General features: G+C 39.9%; 20 protein-coding genes. 4 read left to right on the forward strand and 16 right to left on the reverse strand.

Annotated elements, in window-relative coordinates; translation table 11 throughout:
• The first annotated feature begins 117 nt into the window (after window positions 1-117).
• Window positions 118-3,372, forward strand: coding sequence for a translation initiation factor IF-2 (gene infB, locus WAE64_RS15010; protein ID WP_340237787.1), 3,255 nt, complete (start codon window positions 118-120; stop codon window positions 3,370-3,372).
• A gap of 127 nt (window positions 3,373-3,499) precedes the next feature.
• On the opposite strand, the gene WAE64_RS15015 is transcribed toward infB, so the two are convergent.
• From WAE64_RS15015 to WAE64_RS15080, 15 genes are all read right to left on the reverse strand, one after another.
• Window positions 3,500-3,892, reverse strand: coding sequence for a DUF1398 domain-containing protein (locus WAE64_RS15015; protein ID WP_340237789.1), 393 nt, complete (start codon window positions 3,890-3,892; stop codon window positions 3,500-3,502).
• Window positions 3,893-3,971: 79 nt separating this feature from the next.
• A complete protein-coding gene (locus WAE64_RS15020; protein ID WP_340237790.1) occupies window positions 3,972-5,009 on the reverse strand; it encodes an aldo/keto reductase in 1,038 nt (345 codons plus the stop codon).
• 124 nt (window positions 5,010-5,133) lie between these two features.
• On the reverse strand, window positions 5,134-5,898 hold the full coding sequence (map, locus tag WAE64_RS15025) for a type I methionyl aminopeptidase (RefSeq protein ID WP_340237791.1): 765 nt from the start codon (window positions 5,896-5,898) through the stop codon (window positions 5,134-5,136).
• Window positions 5,899-6,002: 104 nt separating this feature from the next.
• Window positions 6,003-6,515 carry a hypothetical protein gene (locus WAE64_RS15030; RefSeq protein ID WP_340237793.1) on the reverse strand — a complete coding sequence of 171 codons (513 nt, stop codon included), beginning with the start codon at window positions 6,513-6,515 and terminating at the stop codon, window positions 6,003-6,005.
• Between the two features lie 68 nt (window positions 6,516-6,583).
• Window positions 6,584-8,149: a ribonuclease Y gene (gene rny, locus WAE64_RS15035; protein WP_340237795.1), complete on the reverse strand. Its 1,566-nt coding sequence runs from the start codon at window positions 8,147-8,149 to the stop codon at window positions 6,584-6,586.
• A 159-nt stretch (window positions 8,150-8,308) separates the two neighbouring features.
• Window positions 8,309-8,599 (reverse strand): cell division protein ZapA, encoded by a 291-nt coding sequence (locus WAE64_RS15040; protein ID WP_340237796.1) that lies wholly within the window; start codon window positions 8,597-8,599, stop codon window positions 8,309-8,311.
• Between the two features lie 33 nt (window positions 8,600-8,632).
• Entirely contained in the window at window positions 8,633-9,004 is a 372-nt protein-coding gene (locus tag WAE64_RS15045) for a hypothetical protein (RefSeq protein ID WP_340237797.1), read from the reverse strand.
• A gap of 10 nt (window positions 9,005-9,014) precedes the next feature.
• On the reverse strand, window positions 9,015-10,184 hold the full coding sequence (locus WAE64_RS15050; protein ID WP_340237799.1) for a trans-sulfuration enzyme family protein: 1,170 nt from the start codon (window positions 10,182-10,184) through the stop codon (window positions 9,015-9,017).
• 11 nt (window positions 10,185-10,195) lie between these two features.
• Window positions 10,196-10,360, reverse strand: a complete 165-nt coding sequence (locus WAE64_RS24785; RefSeq protein ID WP_379977504.1) for a 3-coathanger stack domain-containing protein — start codon at window positions 10,358-10,360, stop codon at window positions 10,196-10,198.
• A gap of 51 nt (window positions 10,361-10,411) precedes the next feature.
• Window positions 10,412-10,978, reverse strand: coding sequence for a 1-acyl-sn-glycerol-3-phosphate acyltransferase (locus WAE64_RS15055; protein WP_340237801.1), 567 nt, complete (start codon window positions 10,976-10,978; stop codon window positions 10,412-10,414).
• Entirely contained in the window at window positions 10,971-12,119 is a 1,149-nt protein-coding gene (locus WAE64_RS15060) for a site-2 protease family protein (RefSeq protein WP_340237802.1), read from the reverse strand. The genes WAE64_RS15055 and WAE64_RS15060 overlap by 8 nt, the downstream gene beginning before the upstream one ends.
• A gap of 33 nt (window positions 12,120-12,152) precedes the next feature.
• Entirely contained in the window at window positions 12,153-12,773 is a 621-nt protein-coding gene (locus WAE64_RS15065; RefSeq protein WP_340237803.1) for an HAD family hydrolase, read from the reverse strand.
• 275 nt (window positions 12,774-13,048) lie between these two features.
• Entirely contained in the window at window positions 13,049-14,437 is a 1,389-nt protein-coding gene (locus WAE64_RS15070; RefSeq protein WP_340237805.1) for a TlpA family protein disulfide reductase, read from the reverse strand.
• Between the two features lie 194 nt (window positions 14,438-14,631).
• Window positions 14,632-15,588 (reverse strand): acetyl-CoA carboxylase carboxyltransferase subunit alpha, encoded by a 957-nt coding sequence (locus WAE64_RS15075; protein WP_340237806.1) that lies wholly within the window; start codon window positions 15,586-15,588, stop codon window positions 14,632-14,634.
• A 26-nt stretch (window positions 15,589-15,614) separates the two neighbouring features.
• Window positions 15,615-17,036, reverse strand: a complete 1,422-nt coding sequence (locus WAE64_RS15080) for an MBL fold metallo-hydrolase (RefSeq protein WP_340237808.1) — start codon at window positions 17,034-17,036, stop codon at window positions 15,615-15,617.
• Window positions 17,037-17,189: 153 nt separating this feature from the next.
• Between WAE64_RS15080 and dacB the strand changes: the two genes are divergently transcribed.
• Both dacB and WAE64_RS15090 read left to right on the forward strand, forming a co-directional pair.
• Entirely contained in the window at window positions 17,190-18,632 is a 1,443-nt protein-coding gene (gene dacB / locus WAE64_RS15085) for a D-alanyl-D-alanine carboxypeptidase/D-alanyl-D-alanine endopeptidase (RefSeq protein WP_340237811.1), read from the forward strand.
• Window positions 18,633-18,898: 266 nt separating this feature from the next.
• Entirely contained in the window at window positions 18,899-19,696 is a 798-nt protein-coding gene (locus WAE64_RS15090; RefSeq protein ID WP_340237814.1) for an alpha/beta fold hydrolase, read from the forward strand.
• On the opposite strand, the gene WAE64_RS15095 is transcribed toward WAE64_RS15090, so the two are convergent.
• The gene (locus WAE64_RS15095; protein WP_340237816.1) at window positions 19,693-20,067 is read right to left on the reverse strand and encodes a group III truncated hemoglobin; all 375 of its coding nucleotides are present in this window, start codon (window positions 20,065-20,067) and stop codon (window positions 19,693-19,695) included. The genes WAE64_RS15090 and WAE64_RS15095 overlap by 4 nt on opposite strands.
• A gap of 939 nt (window positions 20,068-21,006) precedes the next feature.
• On the opposite strand from WAE64_RS15095, the gene WAE64_RS15100 reads away from it, so the two are divergent.
• A complete protein-coding gene (locus tag WAE64_RS15100) occupies window positions 21,007-22,110 on the forward strand; it encodes an endonuclease/exonuclease/phosphatase family protein (protein WP_340237819.1) in 1,104 nt (367 codons plus the stop codon).
• Window positions 22,111-22,118: the final 8 nt, after the last annotated feature.

A 22,118-nucleotide genomic window follows, 5' to 3' on the forward strand; every position in this document is an offset into this window, starting at 1 on the left:
CAGCATACAAGGAACAGGAGACGCTAAATTGGTGTTATCTATAATGGTAAAGGTTTTTTATTCTTTCTAATAAGTCCGGCAACTCAAAAATAACTCAACTGATTTTTAATTTACTTTATGATAGAACAAAAAGAAATGCGAATAAGCCTTGCGGCGAAGAAACTAAACGTTGGTATTACTACCATCGTAGAGAAGCTGGCTGGTAAGGGGCATCGTATTGATAACAATCCAAACGCCAAACTCAACTTTGAGCAATTAAATATATTATCAAAAGAATTTAATAGTTCATCTTTGTTCGAAGAAAGTTCGGCTGCAAAACCTGTTGAAGCACCAAAAACTTCGTCAGGTGATGTGGATATTCTTTATTTTAGAGACCAACCAAAAGCCGAGGAGAAAAAGGTTGACAAAACCCCTGAGGTAAGCCCCGAAAAACCTGTCGAGGTGATTCGTGCTGAGCAAAAATTGCAGGGACCAACTATTTTGGGAAAAATAGATTTAGATAGAAAACCTTCTCCACCGTCGACACCGACACCAGAACCAACACCAGAGCCTCCTAAAGCAGAACCTGTTATAGTTGAAAAACCAAAGGTAGAAGAACCACCAAAACCAGTGGTTGTTGAGCCTGTAAAAGTGGTAGAACCACCAAAGGCCGAAGAAAAACCTGAACCTAAGGTACAAAAACAAGAGGAAGAGGTGAAACCTTTAGTAGAAACTCCTAAAACGGAGGTTAAAATAGAACCAGAACTACCAAAAATACCTGTGGAAAAACCACAACCTCAAACACCTCAGAATAGAGATAATCAGGGCAACAGAGACGGACGTCCGAACCGAGATTATCCACAAAACAGAGATTTCTCTCAGAACAGAGACAGAAACAACCAAGGGCAAGGTCCGAATCAAGGTCAAAGAGACAACAGAGACCCCAACAGACCTAATAACTGGAACAACCAGAACCGGCCTAATAACAATCCGAATCAGCAAGGGCAGGGTAACCAAGGAAACCGTGATTTTGCTAACAGAGATAATAGGGATAGAGACCCGAACAGACCACCAAGGCCACCGCAGCAGGGTCAGCAAGGGCAGGGAGGTTATCAGAACAACAGACCTAATGCTGACCAAAGACCGCCACAGCCGACACAATACAAAAAACCTACACCTCCGCCAGTTGAGGAGGTTGAAGAACCTGAATTGATTCAGGCCAGAGGTGAAAAACTTCAGGGTTTAAAAGTATTGGGTAAAATTGAGTTGCCGGTTGAGAAAAAATCTAGCTCAAGTGCAGAAGATGCTAAACGTAAACGCAAGCGTAAACGTGTAAAAAGAGTTGAGAAAGTAAATAGCAACGAGGGCGCTGCGGCAAAAGGTAAACCACAAGGTAACACCACAGGCGGTGCAACAGGTGGCACAAATGCCAAAAAACCTGACAACAAGAAGAAGAAAGAACGCCGTGAAGAAGTATCTCAAACCGAGGTTAAGGAGCAAATCAAACAAACGATGGCTCGTATGCAAACCAAGGGGAATGACTTCGGAGCGAAATACCGTAAGGATAAGCGCAAGATGCGTGCTGAGCAAGAAGAGCAGCGTATCATGCAAGAGCAGGAAGACAGCAACGTATTAAAAGTAACTGAGTTTATTTCAGCAGCCGAATTGGCTTCGATGATGAACGTATCGGTTACAGAGGTAATATCTGCTGCCATGAAGATGGGTATGTTCGTTTCGATTAACCAACGTCTTGATGCCGAAGTAATACAGATGATTGCACTTGATTTCGATTATGATGTGCAATTTATCTCGGCCGAAGAAGAGGTGCAGTCAGATACGGTTGATAAAGATGCCGATGTTGAAGATACAGAGCCAAGAGCACCGATTGTTACCATTATGGGTCACGTTGACCACGGTAAAACATCATTGCTCGATTACATACGCCGTACACGTGTAGCAGCCGGTGAGGCAGGGGGTATAACCCAGCACATTGGTGCCTACTCGGTAGAGATGAAAGACGGCCCTAACAAAGGTAAGAAGATTACTTTCCTTGATACTCCGGGTCACGAAGCCTTTACCGCCATGCGTGCCAGAGGTGCTAAAATTACCGACGTTGTAATTGTAGTAGTAGCTGCCGACGACAGCGTGATGCCTCAAACACGTGAGGCCATCAACCACGCACAGAATGCCGGCGTACCAATTGTATTTGCTATCAACAAAATTGATAAACCGGGTGCTAACCCTGCGAAAATCCGTGAGGATTTATCGAAAGAAAACATTCTGGTTGAAAGCTGGGGTGGTAAATATCAAGAGCAGGAAGTATCGGCCAAACAAGGTATTGGTATTGCCGAGTTGCTAGACAAAGTATTGCTTGAGGCCGAGTTACTAGACCTGAAAGCTAATTCTGAAAGGTCTTCAGTAGGAACTGTAATTGAAGCGTCACTTGATAAAGGCCGTGGATATGTAGCTACTATTCTGGTACAAAACGGTACGCTGAAAGTTGGAGATATTATTCTGGCGGGGCCATACTTTGGTCGTGTAAGAGCAATGGTCAACGACTTGGGTAACAGAATAAAAGAAGCCGGGCCATCAACGCCTGTTCAGATTCTGGGTCTACCGGGTGCGCCGCAAGCGGGTGATAAGTTTAATATCATGGACACTGAACGTGAAGCACGTGAAATTGCGAACAAACGTGAGCAGATTATGCGTGAGCAAAGTTTAAGAGCCAGAAAACACATTACACTCGAAGAAATTGGCCGCCGTAAAGCTATCGGAGCATTCCATCAGCTAAACGTAATCGTGAAAGGTGACGTGGACGGTTCGGTAGAAGCCCTTTCTGACTCATTATTGAAACTTTCGACCGAAGAAGTACAAGTAAGCATTATTCACAAAGGCGTAGGACAAATCTCTGAGTCTGACGTGAACCTTGCTTCAACTGCCGATGCCATCATTATCGGCTTCCAGGTTCGTCCGTCAAACAGTGCCAGAAAAATAGCTGACCAAGAGGAAATTGAAATCAGATTGTACTCTATCATCTACGATGCCATCAACGAAATCAAAGATGCAATGGAAGGACTATTGGCACCGAAAGAGGAAGAAACTATTGTAGGTACAATTGAGGTTAGAGAGGTATTCAAAATCAGTAAAGTAGGTACTATTGCCGGCTGTTACGTAACAGACGGTAGCTTTAAGCGTAACAACAAAGTGCGTGTTATCAGAGAAGGTATCGTGATTCATGAAGGAGAAATCTCTCAATTGAAACGCTTCAAAGATGATGTAAACGAAGTAAGAACTAATTTTGAGTGTGGTTTGAGTATCAAAGGTTTCAACGACATTGAGGTAGGAGACACTATCGAAAGTTTCGAAATCAAAGAAATTAAACGTACGCTGTAAAATTTTAGCTATAAATGCAAAAAAGACTGCCTCATAAGGGCGGTCTTTTTTGTTTTAGGTAGGCTTAATGAAACCATAAAAAAGACCGCCAAAAATCAATTCCGACGGTCTTTTTATAGTTATTATCTTATACACCTGGTATTACTTCCACAAGCATCACATGTGCTTGTGTGTCATAATACGTGCAGGTCATATTCACAACATCAACTACCCATTTTTGGGTACCTGTTTCAGCGGCTTGCTTACAAAAGGTAGGATAATCGGTTTGTCCTTGCTGATGGCTTTTCAGGTGGTTTTTAAATGCTTCTGCGTTGCTTTCGCTAGCTATTGCCAAAGTTGTATATTTGGCTTCTGATGTAAGCGTATGGCTATCTGTACCAATGTATTCAGTATGCCCATCGCTCACATAAGTAGTATAGACTAATATGCCTAATGCTGATAATTCCTGAACATATTTCGGGAAATCGGCTCCGCTTTTTACTTTGGCGTGCGCTTCTTTAATCTGGCTGAGTGTAAACATTTTTTTGTGGTTTAAAATTTAGGCAAAGGTCATAAATACCCTTGCCTTTAAATTGTAAAAAAACGTTTACCTCGCTTGATTAATAGAATTTAGGCGGAGGATTCAGCGTCAGGTTCTGACGTTGATGCCAATACGGATAAATAGGAGGTACCTCGCTTGCTTTATCAAGGCGTTGTATTTGCTCATTTGTCAGATTCCAGCCTATTGCTTCAAAGTTTTCCTTCAGTTGCGTTTCGTTGCGGGCACCAACAATAATGCTCGATACCGTTGGTCTTTGCAATACCCAATTAATGGCCACCTGTGCAATGGTTTTTCCGGTTTCGGCCGCAATGTCTTCCAACACATCAACCACGTTATACAATAGCTCGTCATCAACTACTGCTGCCGGAATCGGGCTGCCGCCTTGTGCTGTGCGGGTATGAGTTGGTTTTGGCTGGCTGCGTTTGTATTTACCACCCAATAAGCCACCTGCCAATGGCGACCACACAATGGCACCCACTTTCTGGTCTATACCCAAAGGCATTAACTCCCACTCATAATCACGGTTGGTTAATGCATAATACACCTGATGCGCCACGTAGCGATTCCAGCCGTATTTTTCCGAAATAGCCAATGATTTCATCAAATGCCAACCCGAAAAATTAGAGGCTGCTATGTATCTTACCTTGCCGCTCTGTACCAGGTCGTCGAGCGTGCGGAGCGTTTCATCAACAGGTGTAACCCCATCAAAACCGTGCATGTGGTAAACATCAATGTAATCGGTATTGAGGCGTTTCAGGCTTCCTTCAACCTGTTTCAGTAAATGAAAGCGAGAAGACCCCTGATTATTTGGCCCTTTGCCAAAAGTAAAAGTAGCTTTGGTTGAAATCAACAACTGGTCTCTTTTGCCGGCAATGGCTTTACCTAATATCTCTTCTGACAAACCATCTGAGTATATATCGGCAGTATCAAATAAGTTAATGCCTGCTTCCAAGCATAAATCAACAAGGCGGGTGGCTTCTTCAACCTGCGTGCTTCCCCAGGCTTTAAAAAACTCGTTTCCACCGCCAAAAGTAGCAGTACCAAAACTTAACACCGACACCTGTAAACCTGATGCCCCTAATTGTCTGTATTCCATGTTTTTATCATTTAGTGGATTATTTATCTGAACTTTGATTTACCTGATTTAATGATTATTACTGATTTCAGCAGAGAACTTTTCAGCGAAATCAGCACAATCAGGTAAATCAAAGTTCAGACATTTAATTCCATATTTCATTCATTTCGGTAAGTATAATTGGTTGGCCTGAAGTTACTATAATTGTATGCTCGTGTTGAGCTACATAGCCGCCTCTGTTGCCTAGCAGCGTCCAACCATCGCTTTGGGTATCGGCCATGGTTGAATGCGTAGAAATAAAGGTTTCTACGGCTACTACCGAGTTTTTTCTGAATCGGTCGGTATTGTATCTGTCGTAGAAATTGGCTATTTCGTGCGGCTCTTCATGCAGGCTGCGGCCCACGCCGTGGCCTGTCAGGTTTCTGATAACCTTATAGCCTGATTTCTTGGCTTCGGTTTCAATCAACCGGCCAATATCAGCTATTTTTACGCCACCTTTTATTTGGCTGATGGCTTTTTTAAGTATAGTTTTTGAGGCTTCAACCAATGCTTGGTGCTGGTTTGTATCGGCACCTAAAACAAACGAACCACCGTTATCAGACCAGAACCCGTTTAGCTCGGCCGATACATCAATATTAATCAAATCACCTTCTTGCAACACTGTTTTTTCTGAAGGAATCCCGTGGGCAACTTCGTGGTTTACACTAATACAAGTTGCTCCCGGAAAATTATATGTTAGTAATGGCGCAGATTTTGCACCTAAATTGGCCAATATTTCGGCACCAAAATTGTCTAATTCTTTGGTTGTCATGCCTGGCTTTGCATGGTTTCTCATTTCCCGAAGCGTGATTGCCACAGCCTCGCTCACTTTTTTCATGCCCTCTAATTCATCTTCTTTGGAAATAGACATTTTCTTTGTGGTTTTAGTTTTTAACAAATGTATAATCTATATGATTCACCGATACAGTGCTTTACTGAAATTTTATCAGATGGTAATAAAACATCGCAGTGATTTCAGCTTTCACATTGTGCTATTAAACTTTCATATTGGTCTGTAATTCTATCTATATCATCATAGTCCGAGAAACTTTCAGCGTTTTCTAATAGTTCGCCCAATTCTTTTTTGTGTTCAATGCTTAGTTTAGCTATTTGCTCACACATACCATCGTATGTTTTATCTGAAAAATGGGCAAGAAGCTCCTGAATAATTAAACCATACCAATCACAGGCATGAGGAGTAAAGATTTTAAAATTCTGAATTAGTTTTTCTATGATTTCTGTTTCTGTATATCTATTCCCTTCTTCTCCGATTCTTGTACCATAAAATATGCATTCTAAATAATTCAGAATCTCAGGGTCTCCGAAGGTTTCATCGTCAAACCCGTAGAAATATACTTCAAGGTCTCTTACCTTTTTTTGCTGGTATATTTCCTGCTCAATTACGTCATAAATTTCCCAATCTTCATTAGTATCAGATAATAGTTTTCTGCTTTGTATCAGCTTATCAATCAATGCTTGTGTTTCCATTTTTAGAGTATTAAACAAAAGAGGCGTTGTAATTGCTCACAACGCCTCTTTCAAGTCTATTTTAAATATTATTTTGCATAAGCTACACTACGCATTTCACGAATCACAGTAACCTTAATTTGACCCGGATACTGCATTTCTTTTTCGATACGTTGCGAAATATCAAACGACATCTTGCTTGCAATTTCATCGTTTACGTTCTCAGAATCTACAATTACACGCAATTCACGGCCGGCTTGTATCGCATAGCATTTTTCAACACCGTTGAACGATAGCGCCAGGTCTTCCAAATCACGCAGACGTTGTACATAAGATTCCATCATTTCACGGCGTGCACCCGGACGAGAACCCGAAATAGCATCACAGACCTGTACAATTGGCGAAATCATTGAGGTCATCTCGATTTCGTCGTGGTGAGCACCAATGGCATTGATAACCTCTGGGTGTTCTTTGTACTTTTTAGCTAGTTCCATACCTAGCAAGGCGTGTGGCAATTCTTGCTCTTCGTGCCATACTTTACCAATATCGTGCAATAAACCCGCACGTTTGGCTAGTTTAGCGTTCAAGCCTAATTCGGCTGCCATAGTAGCACACATTTTGGCTACCTCGCGTGAGTGTTGCAATAGGTTTTGGCCGTATGACGAACGGAAACGCATTCTACCAATCATTCTGATTAGCTCTGGATGTAAGCCATGAATACCCAGGTCAATAACCGTACGTTCGCCTATCTCAACTATCTCGTTTTCAATATCTTTTTTGGTTTTACCTACTACCTCTTCAATACGAGCAGGGTGGATTCTACCATCTTGTACCAATCGGTGCAACGAAAGACGTGCAATTTCACGGCGTACAGGGTCAAAACTCGAAATTACAATAGCCTCTGGCGTATCATCAACAATTACTTCAACGCCTGTTGCGGCTTCAAGTGCACGTATATTACGGCCTTCACGACCAATAATTTTACCTTTTACCTCGTCACTCTCAATATTAAATACCGATACGCAGTTTTCTATAGCCTGCTCAGAAGCAGTACGCTGAATGGTTTCGATAATGATTTTTTTCGATTCTTTGGTAGCGGTCAGCTTGGCCTCTTCAATTGTTTGCTTAATATAAGACGATGCCTTTGTTTCTGCTTCGCCTTTCAGGGCATCAATCAATTGTTGTTTGGCCTGCTCGGCGGTCAGGTTTGCAATTTTTTCTAATTGTTCTACCTGTTGGCTAAGCATACGCTCGGCTTCTTCTTTACGCTTGTTGGCTACTTCAACTTGTTCGTTGAGCTTGTGTTGTAAAGTATCTAATTCGTTTTCTCTACGCTTGTTTTGCTCCAACATCTGGGCAGCTTGTTGCTGCATTTGTTTTACTTTCTGCTCGTTCTGAATGATGATGTTTTTACGCTTGTTGGCTTCTTCATCAAACTCGGCTTTCAACTTTAAAAAGTGTTCTTTGGCTTCTAGAATTTTGTCTTTTTTTAAGTTTTCGGCTGATTGTTGGGCATTTCTTAGTACTTCATTGGCACGTACTTCGGCTTCCGCCTCTTTTGTCTGGAATGTTTTCTTAATTAATGCTCTACCTGCAAAGAATCCTATAGCCAAAGCTACCAGGTCTGTGAGGAGCATTGTGATGATATCTGACATCAAATTATATGTTTAAAAAAATTAAGAATGATACAAAAATCATTTTTGTTAATAAGGGTTTTCTGACTATTCTACGCCAATAGTGAAAACAAAAACCGATCAAAAATGATTTGATTGACAGATAAGCAGATAAGCTCTAACGAAGAAGCGAAAGATTTTTTAGTTAAGTGTAAGGCGATTGTTGAGGTCTTCTAACCTTTTATTAAGGTCTTGCTGTAACATCAGATATTTATCCTCAAATTTCTGGCTATCCACCAGCCCTTCAATAGCCACAATGATAAGGAGTTCTTTTAAGTCCAGATCATTATTTTGGGTCATATACAAAGTGAGGCGTTGGTTAACAAAGCTAGCCGCTTTTCTAAAATAGGGCTCAAACTCTGGCTGTACTTTCAGTGAAACAACTTTTTGTTGTACTTTTAAATGTATCTCTATTTTTTCACTATTCGCCATTGTTGATTCACCTTAAGGGCTTTATAGGTTAAACTATTCTTCGTTCAGCAACTCAACGCACACATCAATTTCTTTTATTAAATCTTCGATTATCTTCTTCAATTGAGCCTTTTCTTCAGACTGTCGTACTTTATTAGCTACAATTTTAACACTTTCTTTTTTATTTTCTTTGTTTTTTTCAATAAAATCTTGTTTTTTTTGCTTTAATTTCAATTTTTTTATCTCTGCATCCTTCGCAGCGATAGTTTTTTTGAGTGTACTTACCTCGGTTCGCAGCAAATCTATTTCTGTTGCTGCTTCCGACTTATCGTACAAGAGCTTATTAAACAGTCTATTGAAAGCTGTAAAAGTTTGAATGTTTTCGGCTTTAACTATCTCTGCAATATATTTTTGTTCAACAGTCATATATCCTTACTTACATACTCTTTTTGGCTGCTTGTTTAAAGTCTGCAATCAGGTCGCTCACGTCTTCTAAACCTACCGAAACCCGAATCAAACCCTCGGTAATACCTAATTTTGCTTTATCTTCTTTAGGTAATTTACTATGGGTGGTTGTATTTGGGTTTGTGATGATGGTGCGTGAGTCACCCAGGTTCGACGACAACGATACTATTTTTAAAGCTTTGGTAAAACGTGTTACACGTTCAAAGCCACCTTCAAGCTCAAATGTTACCAATGCACCACCGGCTTTCATTTGCTTTTTAGCAAGCGCATATTGCGGATGCGATGGCAAATGCGGATATTTTACGTTAACAATGCCTGTCATTTTTTCTAATGCTTTGGCAAGTTTAACGGCATTTTCGCAGTGCCTCTGCATTCTGATTTCAAGCGTTTCAAGGCTCTTTGATAAAACCCACGCATTGAATGGCGACATCGACGGGCCTGTGTGTCTGCAAAAGAAACGAACAGGCGCTATTAATTCTTTTGTTCCGGTTATAATTCCTCCTAAAACACGGCCTTGGCCATCCATAAACTTGGTAGCCGAGTGCACAATAAGATTGGCACCGTAGTCGGTTGGGGTATGAATAATAGGTGTAGCAAAGCAATTATCAACATAATAAATCAGGTTATGTTTTTTTGCAATTCGGCCAATCATAGCCATATCAACCAGCTCTAATCCCGGATTCGACGGCGTTTCAAGGTACACCATTTTGGTGTTTTCTTGTACAGCCGCTTCCCATTCTGCTTCTGATGCCGTAGCATCAAGGTATGTATGTGTAACACCCCACTTAGCCAGAATCTGTGTGATAATCTGATGCGCCGAGCCAAACAAAGCTCTTGAAGCTATCAGGTGGTCGCCCGATTTAAGGTGTGCTGCAAAGCCTGCAAATACGGCCGCCATACCTGTGGCAGTAGCCAGGCCCTCTTCGCAGTTTTCGAGCATACATACTTTATCAACAAATTCTTGAACAGAAGGGTTTGAAAAACGTGAGTAAATGTTGCCTTCGAGCGTTTCGTCGAAAAGCGCTTTGCCCTGTTCTGCATCTTCAAAGCAGAAACTACTTGTCAGAAATAAAGGCGTAGAATGTTCTCTATATTGTGAACGCTTGGTCTGAATTCTAATTGATTGTGTCTGTTTTTTCATCGTACGCTTGATTAATTCCTGCAACCTTCAATTGTTGCTTCAAAAACTCCGGGAGCTTCAATTTTGAAACCACGGCCTAAAATTATGAAATTTCCAGCCTTATAACTAACCCGACTATTAATTATTTGATTTGTGGTGATGCTATCTCTGGCTTGATAGATGTTTTTGGTGGTGATATTGGTAAGATTTTATATAGGTGATTAAGGCCGCTCGCTCACGATAACCTACTAAAACTCTCCCTTTTCATAATTGGCTACCCAATCTTTTTGTGTGCCCTGAATGCTTTTGAAGAAAGGAACAAAATACTTTTGCATATCGGCCTCAAAATCTCCGGTAGTATAAAAAGGCTTTTCGAGGAAGACCGTTTTGCGAGGGTAATCAAAACCTACCATCACGATAGGTACTTTGGCGGTATGCGCCATATAGTAGAAGCCTGTTTTGAGCCGTGCTACATTTTTGCGGGTTCCTTCGGGAGCAATGGCTACTATTAGTTCGTCGTGCATATTAAATGTTTCGGCTACTTGCTGCACAAAATTGGTGCTGTGCGAACGGATAACAGGCGTACCACCTAGAGCCTTGAAAATCCAGCCGAAGGGTGGGCGGAATAATTCGGCTTTACCCAAATAGCCGATTTTAAGCCCTATATCGGCACGGGCACCAACACCAACCAGAAAATCGGGCCAGATTGCATGAGGAGCTACGGCAAACATAGCTTTTTTAAGGTCGGCAGGTACATTATTGACTGATTTCCAGCCTGCTAATCGAAACAAGGCTTTATAGAGCCATCTAAACATGTTGTATAATAGTAAAAGGCTTCGGTGTAAAGCACAGAATAAAAATCAACAGCGCAAGCCAACCCAGAATCTGTCTTTCCAGCGTAAGCGGTTGTTTGTCATAGGTCGGAGGGTGGTAGATTCCCAGAAAACGGCCAATCATCAAGCCAAAGGCTAAAAATCCAGAGTACCCTTCAATTGTGGGATAAAAATAGGTGATTCCTAGCTGAATCGCAATAACGCTCAGGGTTATCAACCAGTTTGTGATAAGATTTTCTGAGATTCTCGAAAAACACAGGTAGGTAAAACCAATATAGAGCGCAAATTTCCAGAGTAAATCTAAAAACGTATCGCTATTGGCCATCATAAACTCTTGTGCATTAAATACTCCCAAGCCTCCGTAAAACACAAAGCCAGTAAACAAAATAGGAGAAACAATATTAAAGGCTTTGTCGCCAATAAGGCCGTACAAAATATGCCCACCGTCTAATTGGCCAATAGGGAAAAGATTCAGTGCCGTAAAGAATAATGAGAGATAACCCGCAAAAATGATTGGGTAATTGGTGTAAAGATAGGGGTGAGGCAGTGTACCAACAGCTATGTATTCTTCAAAAAACTTAAATAAAAGGCTATCACCGAGCTTGATTGAAATATAATCAGGGCTTGTTTCAAGAAACTTGCCGTACTCAAGGCCATATTGTTTTAGCTGTGGAAACAGTTCAAAAGCATAGTCGAGGCTTGGTAGGTGAGTAAAACCATACCATAGTACTACTAAAGCGGCTACAAAACCGGCCAAAGGCCCTGCAATACCAATATCGAAATACTTAACTCTTGAGTTGATGCGGTCTTTTATGCGGATAAACGCCCCCAATGTGCCAAATGTAGAACTAAGCCCACCCAGCCACATAGGTATATAAAAAGGAAGAGTTACGTCGGTTTTATGTTTGCGTGCTACAAAAAAATGCCCGAACTCGTGGATAGTGAGTACACCTAAAAACGGAATTGAATAACGAAAGCCTTCAAGGAATTCTTCCCAACCCATTGGATTAGGGCCAAAGAAGAAAGAGTTTCCGAAAATCCACTCAGCTCCGGTTGCAGTTGTGGTTAAAATTGTAGCAATAAATAAGGCAATTTGTATAAGTAATGTTCGGTTTTGCTTCATTAGCTAAGTATAATTGAAGTGCAAAGAAACGATTTAAAAAATCGTTTTACAATATTCTGTAATACAAGTTGGCGGCTCAACCAGTATAGTTTGCATACCTAGTGCATTTGCAGCCTGAATATTGTGATGGTTATCGTCTAAAAAAAGTACTTCCTGCGGTTTTAGTTTGATGCTATCTAGCACATATTTGTAAATTTCGGCATCGGGTTTCCACATACCAATTTCGTAAGAAAGAAAAAGTTGGTCGAAAAGCTCGTCGAGGTGTTTTAGCCCAAAGGTTTTCTTTAAGTATGAGTTCGAAGCCTCAATATGAATATTGTTGGTATTGCTTAGTAAGTAAATCGGGTATTTTTTACGGATTTCTTTCAGTAAATCTATTCTTCTTTCCGGAATATCCAACAAAAGAGAATTCCATGCTACATCTACTTCATTATCGCTAAGAGGGAAACCAACAGTTTGGCGAACAATTTCTCTGAACTCAATGTCGGTGAATTGTCCGGTTTCATAACGTCTGAATAACTGATTTTCTACTATAAGTTTTTCAATAACAGCTTGCCTTTTACCCGTAAAACTGGCAAAAGCCTGAAAAGTACGAGGGATGTCGATGTTGATGATTACGTTTCCGAAGTCAAAAATAACGGCTTTTAATTTCATAGAAATTTATGGTAGAGATGGAGCAATAAAAAAGTGTCAAACTGTTGTTAAACGTCTGACACTTTCGAAATATTTTGTGAGATGTGGCTTCTAAACCAAAAAATCGAACGATTACTAAATTTTATTCATTACATAAAGTGTAAGAAATACACCTAATAAAATGATAATTAGATAGATACAGCACTATTAAACGCTAATGGGTATCAAAAAAAGTTTTATTTAAGAACTCCTATTTATTGATAAGCATTCATTGGCACATACTGGCATTTATCGTTTTAATAGGTGAATTTTTTTGATATGTATTTAGCAAAAGCATCAAATTCATCTTCACTATTGCCTTTAAAAATGATTTTCCCCTCTTGGTCAACAAGAAAAAAAGTCGGATAAAATGCAATGTTAAACTTCTTTGCCAGATTAGTGTCGGTCTCTTCCAGAATTTGAAGAATCTGCGGCCAGTCAATATCATTGTCTTTAATAAATTCCTTAAATTGTTCGGTTTTCCCCCATTTCTCAAATCCGACACCAATAAATTCAATTTTTGCAGGGTCTATTCGGCTATATAACGTTTTCATTTTGGGCAAAATAGCAATACTCGATTTTGACCATGTCCCCCAGAAATTAAGTAATACGTATTTATTTCTGTAATGTTGTATGTTAATTGTGTTTGCCGCCAGGTCTTTAGCTTCAAAATCTGGAATATATTGGCCTTTTTTCGAGCCTGATTGCTTTGGACTTTTGCCTTGATATTTCAGCGTCATTTCTTCTGCATAGTCCGAAATAGCCGAAATGGTATATTTATTGTCTTCAATGTAGAGGGTATCTTTCGACCAGTAAAGCCCCTCGCTCAGAAGACCTTTTACCAGAGAAGGAAAAGCTTCATCATCTCTTCTGAGCATGATTAGCCTATTATGGGCATTTCTGAAACTTAGCATTGGATAGCCTTTGTTATAAAGTGCTATGTGGTAGGTATGAGCGTTCGCCTCAAAAGTACCTTCAAGATGCTCTGTAAATGTATATTGTAGCGGAAATCTATTTGCTTTGTCTATTAGCTCATTTGTTCCTGAGTTATAGGGTATAGGTCTTATGAGTACCTCCCGAGTATATTTTTTATCATCATACATACATTCAGCACTTATTCTTACAGACTTTAGGGTGTCAGTAAGAGCAAACACATCAGTGTTTTTATACAAATCTGGCTTGATGGGTGGAAGTTTGGTGTTTGGATACTCAAAGAGATATTCGTAATCATTGTTAAAGTCAAAATCACCATTTTGGTCAAATATAACGCTTCGTTTGCCGTCTTCTGTTTGCCCTACCAGGCAATACGCTTTGCTTTTTAAAGTGCCTTGGTAAACTTTTGCGGTATCAATTTTATAAGCATTGGTTGCTCGGTTGAAGTCTTCTGCCGATATTAATTTGTTCTTGAAATCGTGGTATTTGTAATGCTCGGGGCAGAATGGAATTTCTCTTATAACATAGTCTTTTATGTTATTTTTTATCTTGAAAGGAGAGGTGTCTTTTACGATTTCTGTTGAGGCATATATGCGTGGAAATGGCTTGTGACCTTCTTTATAAGCCAGCTTTATTCTGATGTCGGACTGCGCATTTAAAACAGACGAGGTGAACAAGTAGACCAAAAAAGCGAAGTTTGAAAGGGTTTTCATCGGATTTAGATTTAAGCATTTTAAAGCCAAGCAAAAAAGTAATTTCTTTCTACCAAGTTAAAGATTATCTTATTTGCTTTCAAGTTTCTCTTACTAAATCTTATTATGCGGTATAAAAACTTTTTCGGCTAAACAAAAAAAAGCGAGTAACAGCTAAGGCCATTACTCGCTTTAAGTATGTATTTCAAGTAGATTTATACTTCTTCGAAGAATCCCATTGAGCAGAATTTCTCGATTCTTGAATCGATTCTTTCTTGTGGAGAAAGCTTTTCTAAGCCGTTTATTTCTTCAATAATGCGGTTTTTAAGTCTTTCGGCCATATCGTCCCAGTCAAGGTGTGCTCCGCCTAGTGGCTCTTCAATAATGCCGTCAATCAATTTATTGTTCAGCATATCGGTTGCTGTTGGCTTTAAGGCTTCGGCTGCTTGCTCTTTGTAATCCCAGCTACGCCACAAGATAGTAGAGCAGTTTTCTGGCGAAATTACCGAGTACCATGAGTTTTCGAGCATCAATACTTTGTCACCAATGGCAATACCTAAAGCACCACCAGAGGCACCTTCGCCAATAATGATACAGATAACCGGTACTTTCAGCACGCACATTTCACGCAGGTTGCGTGCAATAGCTTCGGCTTGTCCACGTTCTTCGGCTTCAAGGCCCGGAAATGCACCCGGTGTATCAATAAGCGTAACAATAGGCTTGTTGAATTTCTCGGCGAGTTTCATCAACCTTAATGCTTTTCTGTATCCTTCCGGATTCGGCATACCAAAGTTTCTGTATTGTCTTTCCTTGGTTTTGCGGCCTTTTTGTTGCCCTATTAGCATAACCGTTTTGCCATCAATATCAGCAAAGCCTCCTACAATAGCCGGATCGTCTTTCACCGTGCGGTCGCCGTGTAATTCATGAAACTCCTGACAAATTTTTTCAATATAATCAAGCGTATATGGGCGATCAGGGTGGCGAGACAATTGTACTCTCTGCCAGCGTGTCAGATTAGAAAACGTTTCCTTTTTCAGATTCAGAATGTTTTCAGTCAGGCTTCTTGCAGCCTCTCTTACATCTACATTGTTTTCATCTGCAAGGCGCTTCATATCTTCAAGCTTTGCTTCAAGGTCTGCAATGGGTTTTTCAAAATCAAGAAGAGTTCTCATAAACGAATAACCGCTATGGGGTTTTGTTAAATTTCGTAAGTTTGTCCTTTATCGGGTATTTCAATTTGTTGATACCCCAATTGTCCGAGTGTAACCTGAAAGTTTTGCATGGTTTGGTGTTCGCCATGTACCAGAAAAACTTTTTTTACTTTATCTATTTTCTGCGAGGTCACAAAATTAGTCAAATCTTTGAAATCTCCGTGCCCACTAAATACATCAATTCTTAAAATAGTGGCATTTACCGGGTGTTTTTCGCCTCGTATGCTTAATTCTTTACGCTCGCCATGCAGCAGTTTCCAGCCCAGTGTGCCTTCACTAGCATAGCCTACCATCAGAATCGTAGCATAGGGGTTACTGATATTAGCCTCAATATGGTGCTCAACTCTACCGCCCTGTATCATGCCCGATGCCGATATAATAATACATGGCTCCGAATGGTTCGAAACCGCCTTACTGGCCTGATTCGACTCCAAATATATCAGATTCTCAAAATCAAACAAAGAGTCATTTTCCTCGTGGAATGTCCGGGCTTGTTTATTAAGCAGTTTTACACTCTTCTCATACACCCTCGAGCTGGCTTTTGCCAATGGGCTATCGGTAAAAACTTTGATAGGGGTAAAATTACGCTCGGTATATAATTTATTAAGGGTGTAAAGCATGGCTTGAGTACGGCCAACGCTGAACGAGGGGATAATCAAACGACCCGGTACATCAATACAGGCTTTCTGGATAATACCTGCCAGAATGCTTTCGGCTTCTTCCTGGTCAATGTGGTGGCGGTCGCCATAGGTTGACTCTGTAATCAAGTAATCAACCTGAGGAAGTGGCTGCGGGTCAATCAGCAATGGATAATTTTTGCGACCAATATCGCCCGAAAACCCAAGTGTTTTTTTCTCCCCATTTTCCCAGAACTCAATGTAAACGTGCGCAGCACCAAGCAAATGGCCTGCCGGAATAAATGTTACGAAGCCATCATCTTTAAACTTGAAACGTTGGTCGAAAGCAATCGGCACAAAATTGTCTAATGCTTCTTTTACCTGTCTTTCCAGATATAATTCTCTCGAATCAACATCTTTTCGTTTCTTCGACCGCTTCTTACTATCATGAATAAGCTTAAACTTTCTTTGATTCAGCGAGGCTGCATCAAGTAATAGCAGTTCGCTTAAATCCATTGTGGCTTTGGTGCACAATACTTGTCCCTCAAAGCCTTCTCTATATAAATTCGGAATCTGACCTGAATGGTCGATATGTGCATGAGTTAGAATGACTAAATTGATTAACGAGGGATCGAATGGAAAAATGCCATATTCGAATTTAGGTTTTTCGGGGTTATTTTCTCTTTCTAAATCTGTTCCACAATCAATCAAAACTTTATACTCATCATCAAATTCCAGCAGAGTCATACTACCAGACACCTGTCTTGCCGCTCCCCAAAAGGTTATTTTCATACGAAAACGATATCAAATATTAAAAAATATCAAACAAAATAGTTTCTGCTTCATATTCAGAATACAAAATAAGGAAAGAAATCTTTTTTTTACTAGGCATTTTTTCTAAATTCGCTTTTACCTAAGACCTTCGCTCAAACCTCTCTTGTTTCTATGAAACTATTTTTATTTGTTTTATTACAACTTAGTTCCCCCCTCGAAAAGTTTCAGAAACTACTAGACAGCATTCAGAATGACAGCCAGATAAGCACCGGAACCGTAGCTGCTTCTATCAGGTCAACCCAAACAGGCGAATATAAAATTCAATACAATGCCCGTAAGTCGGTCAATTCGGCCTCTACACTCAAACTCGTTTCAACGGCCTCGGCTTTATCGGTTTTGGGTTCTGCTTATCGTTACCAGACTTTTATTGAATACGATGGCACCATTGCCGACAGCGTGCTGCAAGGCAATGTTTATATAAGAGGAACGGGCGACCCTTCGCTGGGCTCGTCAAGAGTTGGTTTAGATTTTCAGCAACTGGTAAATTTATTTGCACAGAAAATTAAAGAGTATGGCATAAAAAAAATAGATGGCGCTGTTGTTGGCGATGGAAGTATTTTTCCGGATAATACATTGGCTGATTCGTGGGTTTGGGGCGATGTTGGCAATTATTATGGGGCAGGGGTGAGCGGGCTCAATATCAACGAAAACCTCTACGAAATTCATTTTAAACCCAGCAAAACATTTGGCGAAGAAGCACCTGTGCTGAAACTTTCACCAACCGTGCCTAATGTGAATTATATTAATAAAGTAACAACCGGAGAGCGAGGCTCAGGCGATAATGTGATTGTGTATAATACGCCTTTAAGCAATACCATTGTTGCAGAAGGTACAGTGCCTATTGGGCCGCCCGACTTTAAGGTAAAAGGCTCATTGCCCGACCCTGCCTATTTCCTGGCGTTTCATGTACAAAAGAAATTTCAGGAATTAAAGGGTGAAGTAAATAAAGAAGCCATCAATACTCTGGCATTCAGAGCCCAGATGCTGAATAACGCAAAACCAAGGAATCTGATTTTTACTTATGAGTCGCCCGTTATTTCTACTTTAGCCCAGCATTGTAATTTTCAGAGTATTAACCTTTATGCCGATGCTTTTCTGAAAACAGTAGGGTATACAATAGCAAAAGATGCAGGCTTTGATGCAAGCGTAAAGGCTGAAAAATTTATATGGGCGCAGAAGGGAGTTGACTTACAGGGTTTTATGATTCGAGACGGCAGCGGTTTGTCGCCCTCGGGCGTTTTAACTGCCAATAACTTAGTAGATATTTTGTTTGCTATGCGGCAAGATGCGGCTTTTAATGAGTTTTATGCGTCAATTCCGGTTGTAGGTGTATCAGGTACTGTACAGAATCTTGCCAAAGGCTCAAAAGCTGCCGGCAATGTAAGAGCCAAGAGCGGCTCTATTGCCAACACAAGGGCTTTTTCGGGCTATTATACCAATGCCAGCGGCGAACTAATGTCTTTTGCCTTCATCATCAACCGCTACGCCGACGGCGCCGACCGAAAAGCCCGCAAATATCTTGAAGATATGATAAAGTTGATGATTGAGTTGTAGTATTTTGTATTTGTCAGAGTGATTATTAATAGTGAGTTGGATAATATTATTTATCTGATATTCTTATAGTCCTTGGTTGTTACTTTTTTTGCCTGAAAAAAAGTAACCAAAAAAGCAGGCATCATTTAAACTCGCACAATTAAAAATCTGATAGATCATTTCTCTTTCCTTAGTTTACTTTAAGATTTTTAATTGTACTCAAACAGGAAATGATGTTATAAGGTTACAATTTTAGTTGTTATTTTAATTTTAAGATATATCACCTAATGCCTAATCTACTAATTAACGGAGTAAACTACCATTACGAAGAAACCGGAAGTGGTGAAGAAACTATCATCTTCTCTCACGGACTTCTGTGGAGCGGCCACATGTTTCATAAACAAGTAGCCTATTTCAAAGACCGCTACAGAGTGATAACCTACGACCACCGTGGACAAGGGAAAACAGAAGCCTCAGCCGACGGCTACGATATGGATACGCTCTACGAAGATGCAGCAGTACTAATAGAAAAGTTTGTAGGTAAACCCGTGATTTTTGCAGGGCTATCTATGGGCGGCTTTGTTGGTATGCGCCTGGCCGCCAGACGACCGGAATTGATTAAAAAACTGATATTACTCGAAACAACTGCCGATACAGAGCCCGCCGAAAATGTGCCTAAATACAAAATGTTGAATAGCATAGTAAAGTACGTTGGTTTCTGGCCTGTGATATCGAAAGTAATGCAGATAATGTTTGGGCGCAAATTTCTGAACGACCCAACACGTGCAGAAGAAAAGAAATATTGGATAAACCAATTGAAACAAAACAACCGCAAAGGCATTACCAAAGCCGTTGATGGTGTTATTTATAGAAAAGGCATTGCCGACGAACTACACAATATTAAGTGCCCCACGCTCATAATGGTTGGTGACCAGGATGTAGCCACCAAACCCGAAAAAGCCAGAAAAATACACTCGCTTGTTCCAAACTCAAAATTGGTAGTTTTTGAAGGCGGCGGGCATACCTCTTCGGTAGAGGAGCCGGAAATTTATAATACTGAAATTGAAAATTTCTTAAAGTCCTAAGCCCCTATATTCATTTTAGAATTCATAATCTGCCCAATTTCCAGCGCTTTGCTTTTCAGAAATTCAGCCCTTGGCCCACTAAAAAGCGAATCGAGTGTGATAAACCATAAGGCAAGCCAACGCTCAAAACGTTCGGTAGTAAGGCCGTGTTGCTGGTGGGCTTGCATGTGCACCCACATCATGCCGCCATTATAACTACCTGTCTGAAAAAGCCAGTTTTCCCAGAAATTCACAACCCTTGTAATATGTGTATCCCAATGTTCTTGTGGCATCACAAAAACAGGGGCGAGGTCAAAATCTTTATGTACTTTTTCGTAAAAACTATTTACTATGTTCTCAATATCAGCTCTATTCTGAATGTCGGTCATCATTACTAAATTTTTTGCAAAGATACGAAAGAAGCCTCTACGAAAAGCTGATAAAAATCATATTGATTTTTATGAAGAGTAATCAAAACAGCAAAACCGTTGATTGCTTCATGTCATCGCATCACGAAAGTGCGCTGTATTTTATTAATATGAGGTAGTATGGATTTTTTTTGGTTACAAAATCATTAATGCATTGGGGTTATTTAAGAAACTGTTTGAGTTAAATTTTAATGATAAAAAAGGAGTTTATTTGACTCAAGACAAGATTTAAAAACCGGAATTTAGCTGCCGAAGTTGAACTGAGCTAAATGAGCTGTCTGCCGCCCGGGACTTTTAAAGCGCAATATTGAACAAAAAAGCCTTTTTTAGCTCAACAAGATTAACTCAAACAGTTTGTAAGTACAATTTGCATTATGAAAAAGCAAGCACAAAACCTTTACCGATTGCGTAAGGGTTTTTGTTTTTGGTATGATTATAAATAGTAACACATGATAGTATTATTTGCTAGAAGCAACGTATATAGCTAATGAGCCATTATTATTACTCAAAAGAGTACAATTTATATCATTCAGAAAGTAGATTGTGTAATTTGGATTTTTCGCAGAAACTCAGCGTATGTTAAACGGAAGAAATAAGACTATTCAGAGAAAATAAAACAGTTAATAAAACCGCAAAGCATTAGAATAATAATATACCAACAAAGTATTAGATAATGTTTTTCCTGAAAAATCATATTTATTTTTGAAATAGTTATATAAAAAAGGGTTACTAAATAATATTTTACCTAATTCAATATTTAATTCAACTTATCGTTTTTCGTTTTCATAAGAAGCAACTATTTTTAGGAACCTGTTTGAGTATTTACTGGTCACACAAAAAACAAAACCTAACAAACAAATAGCATCTGGGCTTAACCTGATTTTAAAAAGCCCAAAAAATGGAATGATAGAATTCATCAGACTTTTCTTAAAGCGATTCTTATTCTTACTGAATATGATACTGGCGCTATACACATTATTGGTGTATCAGCTCAGCTATTCGGTAAGTGTTAAGCATTGGCTCGGAGGCTTCCTGATGCTCTCATTACCGCTTGCCTTTGCCGGAAACATATTTTTTATATTAGTATGGGCCTTAAGAAAATCTCCACGTGTGTTGGTTTCTATCGGAATACTAATTGTAGGCTTTCCGCTTATACTCCGAACCTTTACGTGGCATAGTACCAACAATGACGATTCCCGAAAAGGTATATCAGTGCTGAGTTACAACCTTATGTGGTGCGATATTGAAGGCCATAGCCTAAAAAGAGATAGTGTTAACTCAACAAATCTGATCAACACAGCACTTGGTATTGATGCCGATATTAAATGTGTGCAAGAGCTCTTCAATGTCGATTATATTCCGAAGTTCAGGATGATTCAGAAATTCAAGAAAACACATCCGCATTATACCTATGTACATGCTACACCCGGCAACGACGAAGGTCAAGGCTCAATAGGGCTGGCCATATTTTCTAAATATCCGATTGTCAGAAAAGAAGAAAAACACTGGGCAATTAATCATAATGGGCTTTTATCGGCCGATATTGCAATCAATAAAGATACTATCAGGGTTATCAATGTTCAGTTGCGCTCAATGGGTGTGCGTGTTCATAAAGTGTTAGATGCCGGCGACGACAAAGAAAAAGCCAAAAAAGAAGCCAAAACTATTTATCATCAATTAAAAGAGGGTTTCAACGACCGCATTATCCAGATGATAGAGCTAGAAAGCTGGATAAAAACCAGTCCGTATCCGGTTATTCTGGTTGGCGATTTCAACGAAGTACCTTATGGTTATACCTATGGCCGGGCACGCAAATACCTTAAAAACGGATTTGAAGAAAAGGGCAGCGGTTTTGGTTTTACCTATCATAAATCTCCGGGCTTTTTAAGAATCGATAACCAGTTTTATGACGACCGCTATTTCGACATCAAAAGTTTTAAAACTTACTCAGATAAACCCTATTCAGACCATTATCCGATTTGGGGTGAGTATATTCTCAAAAAATAAACTATTTT

The organism is Emticicia soli, from assembly GCF_037860775.1.
Taxonomy (GTDB): Bacteria; Bacteroidota; Bacteroidia; order Cytophagales; family Spirosomataceae; genus Emticicia; species Emticicia soli.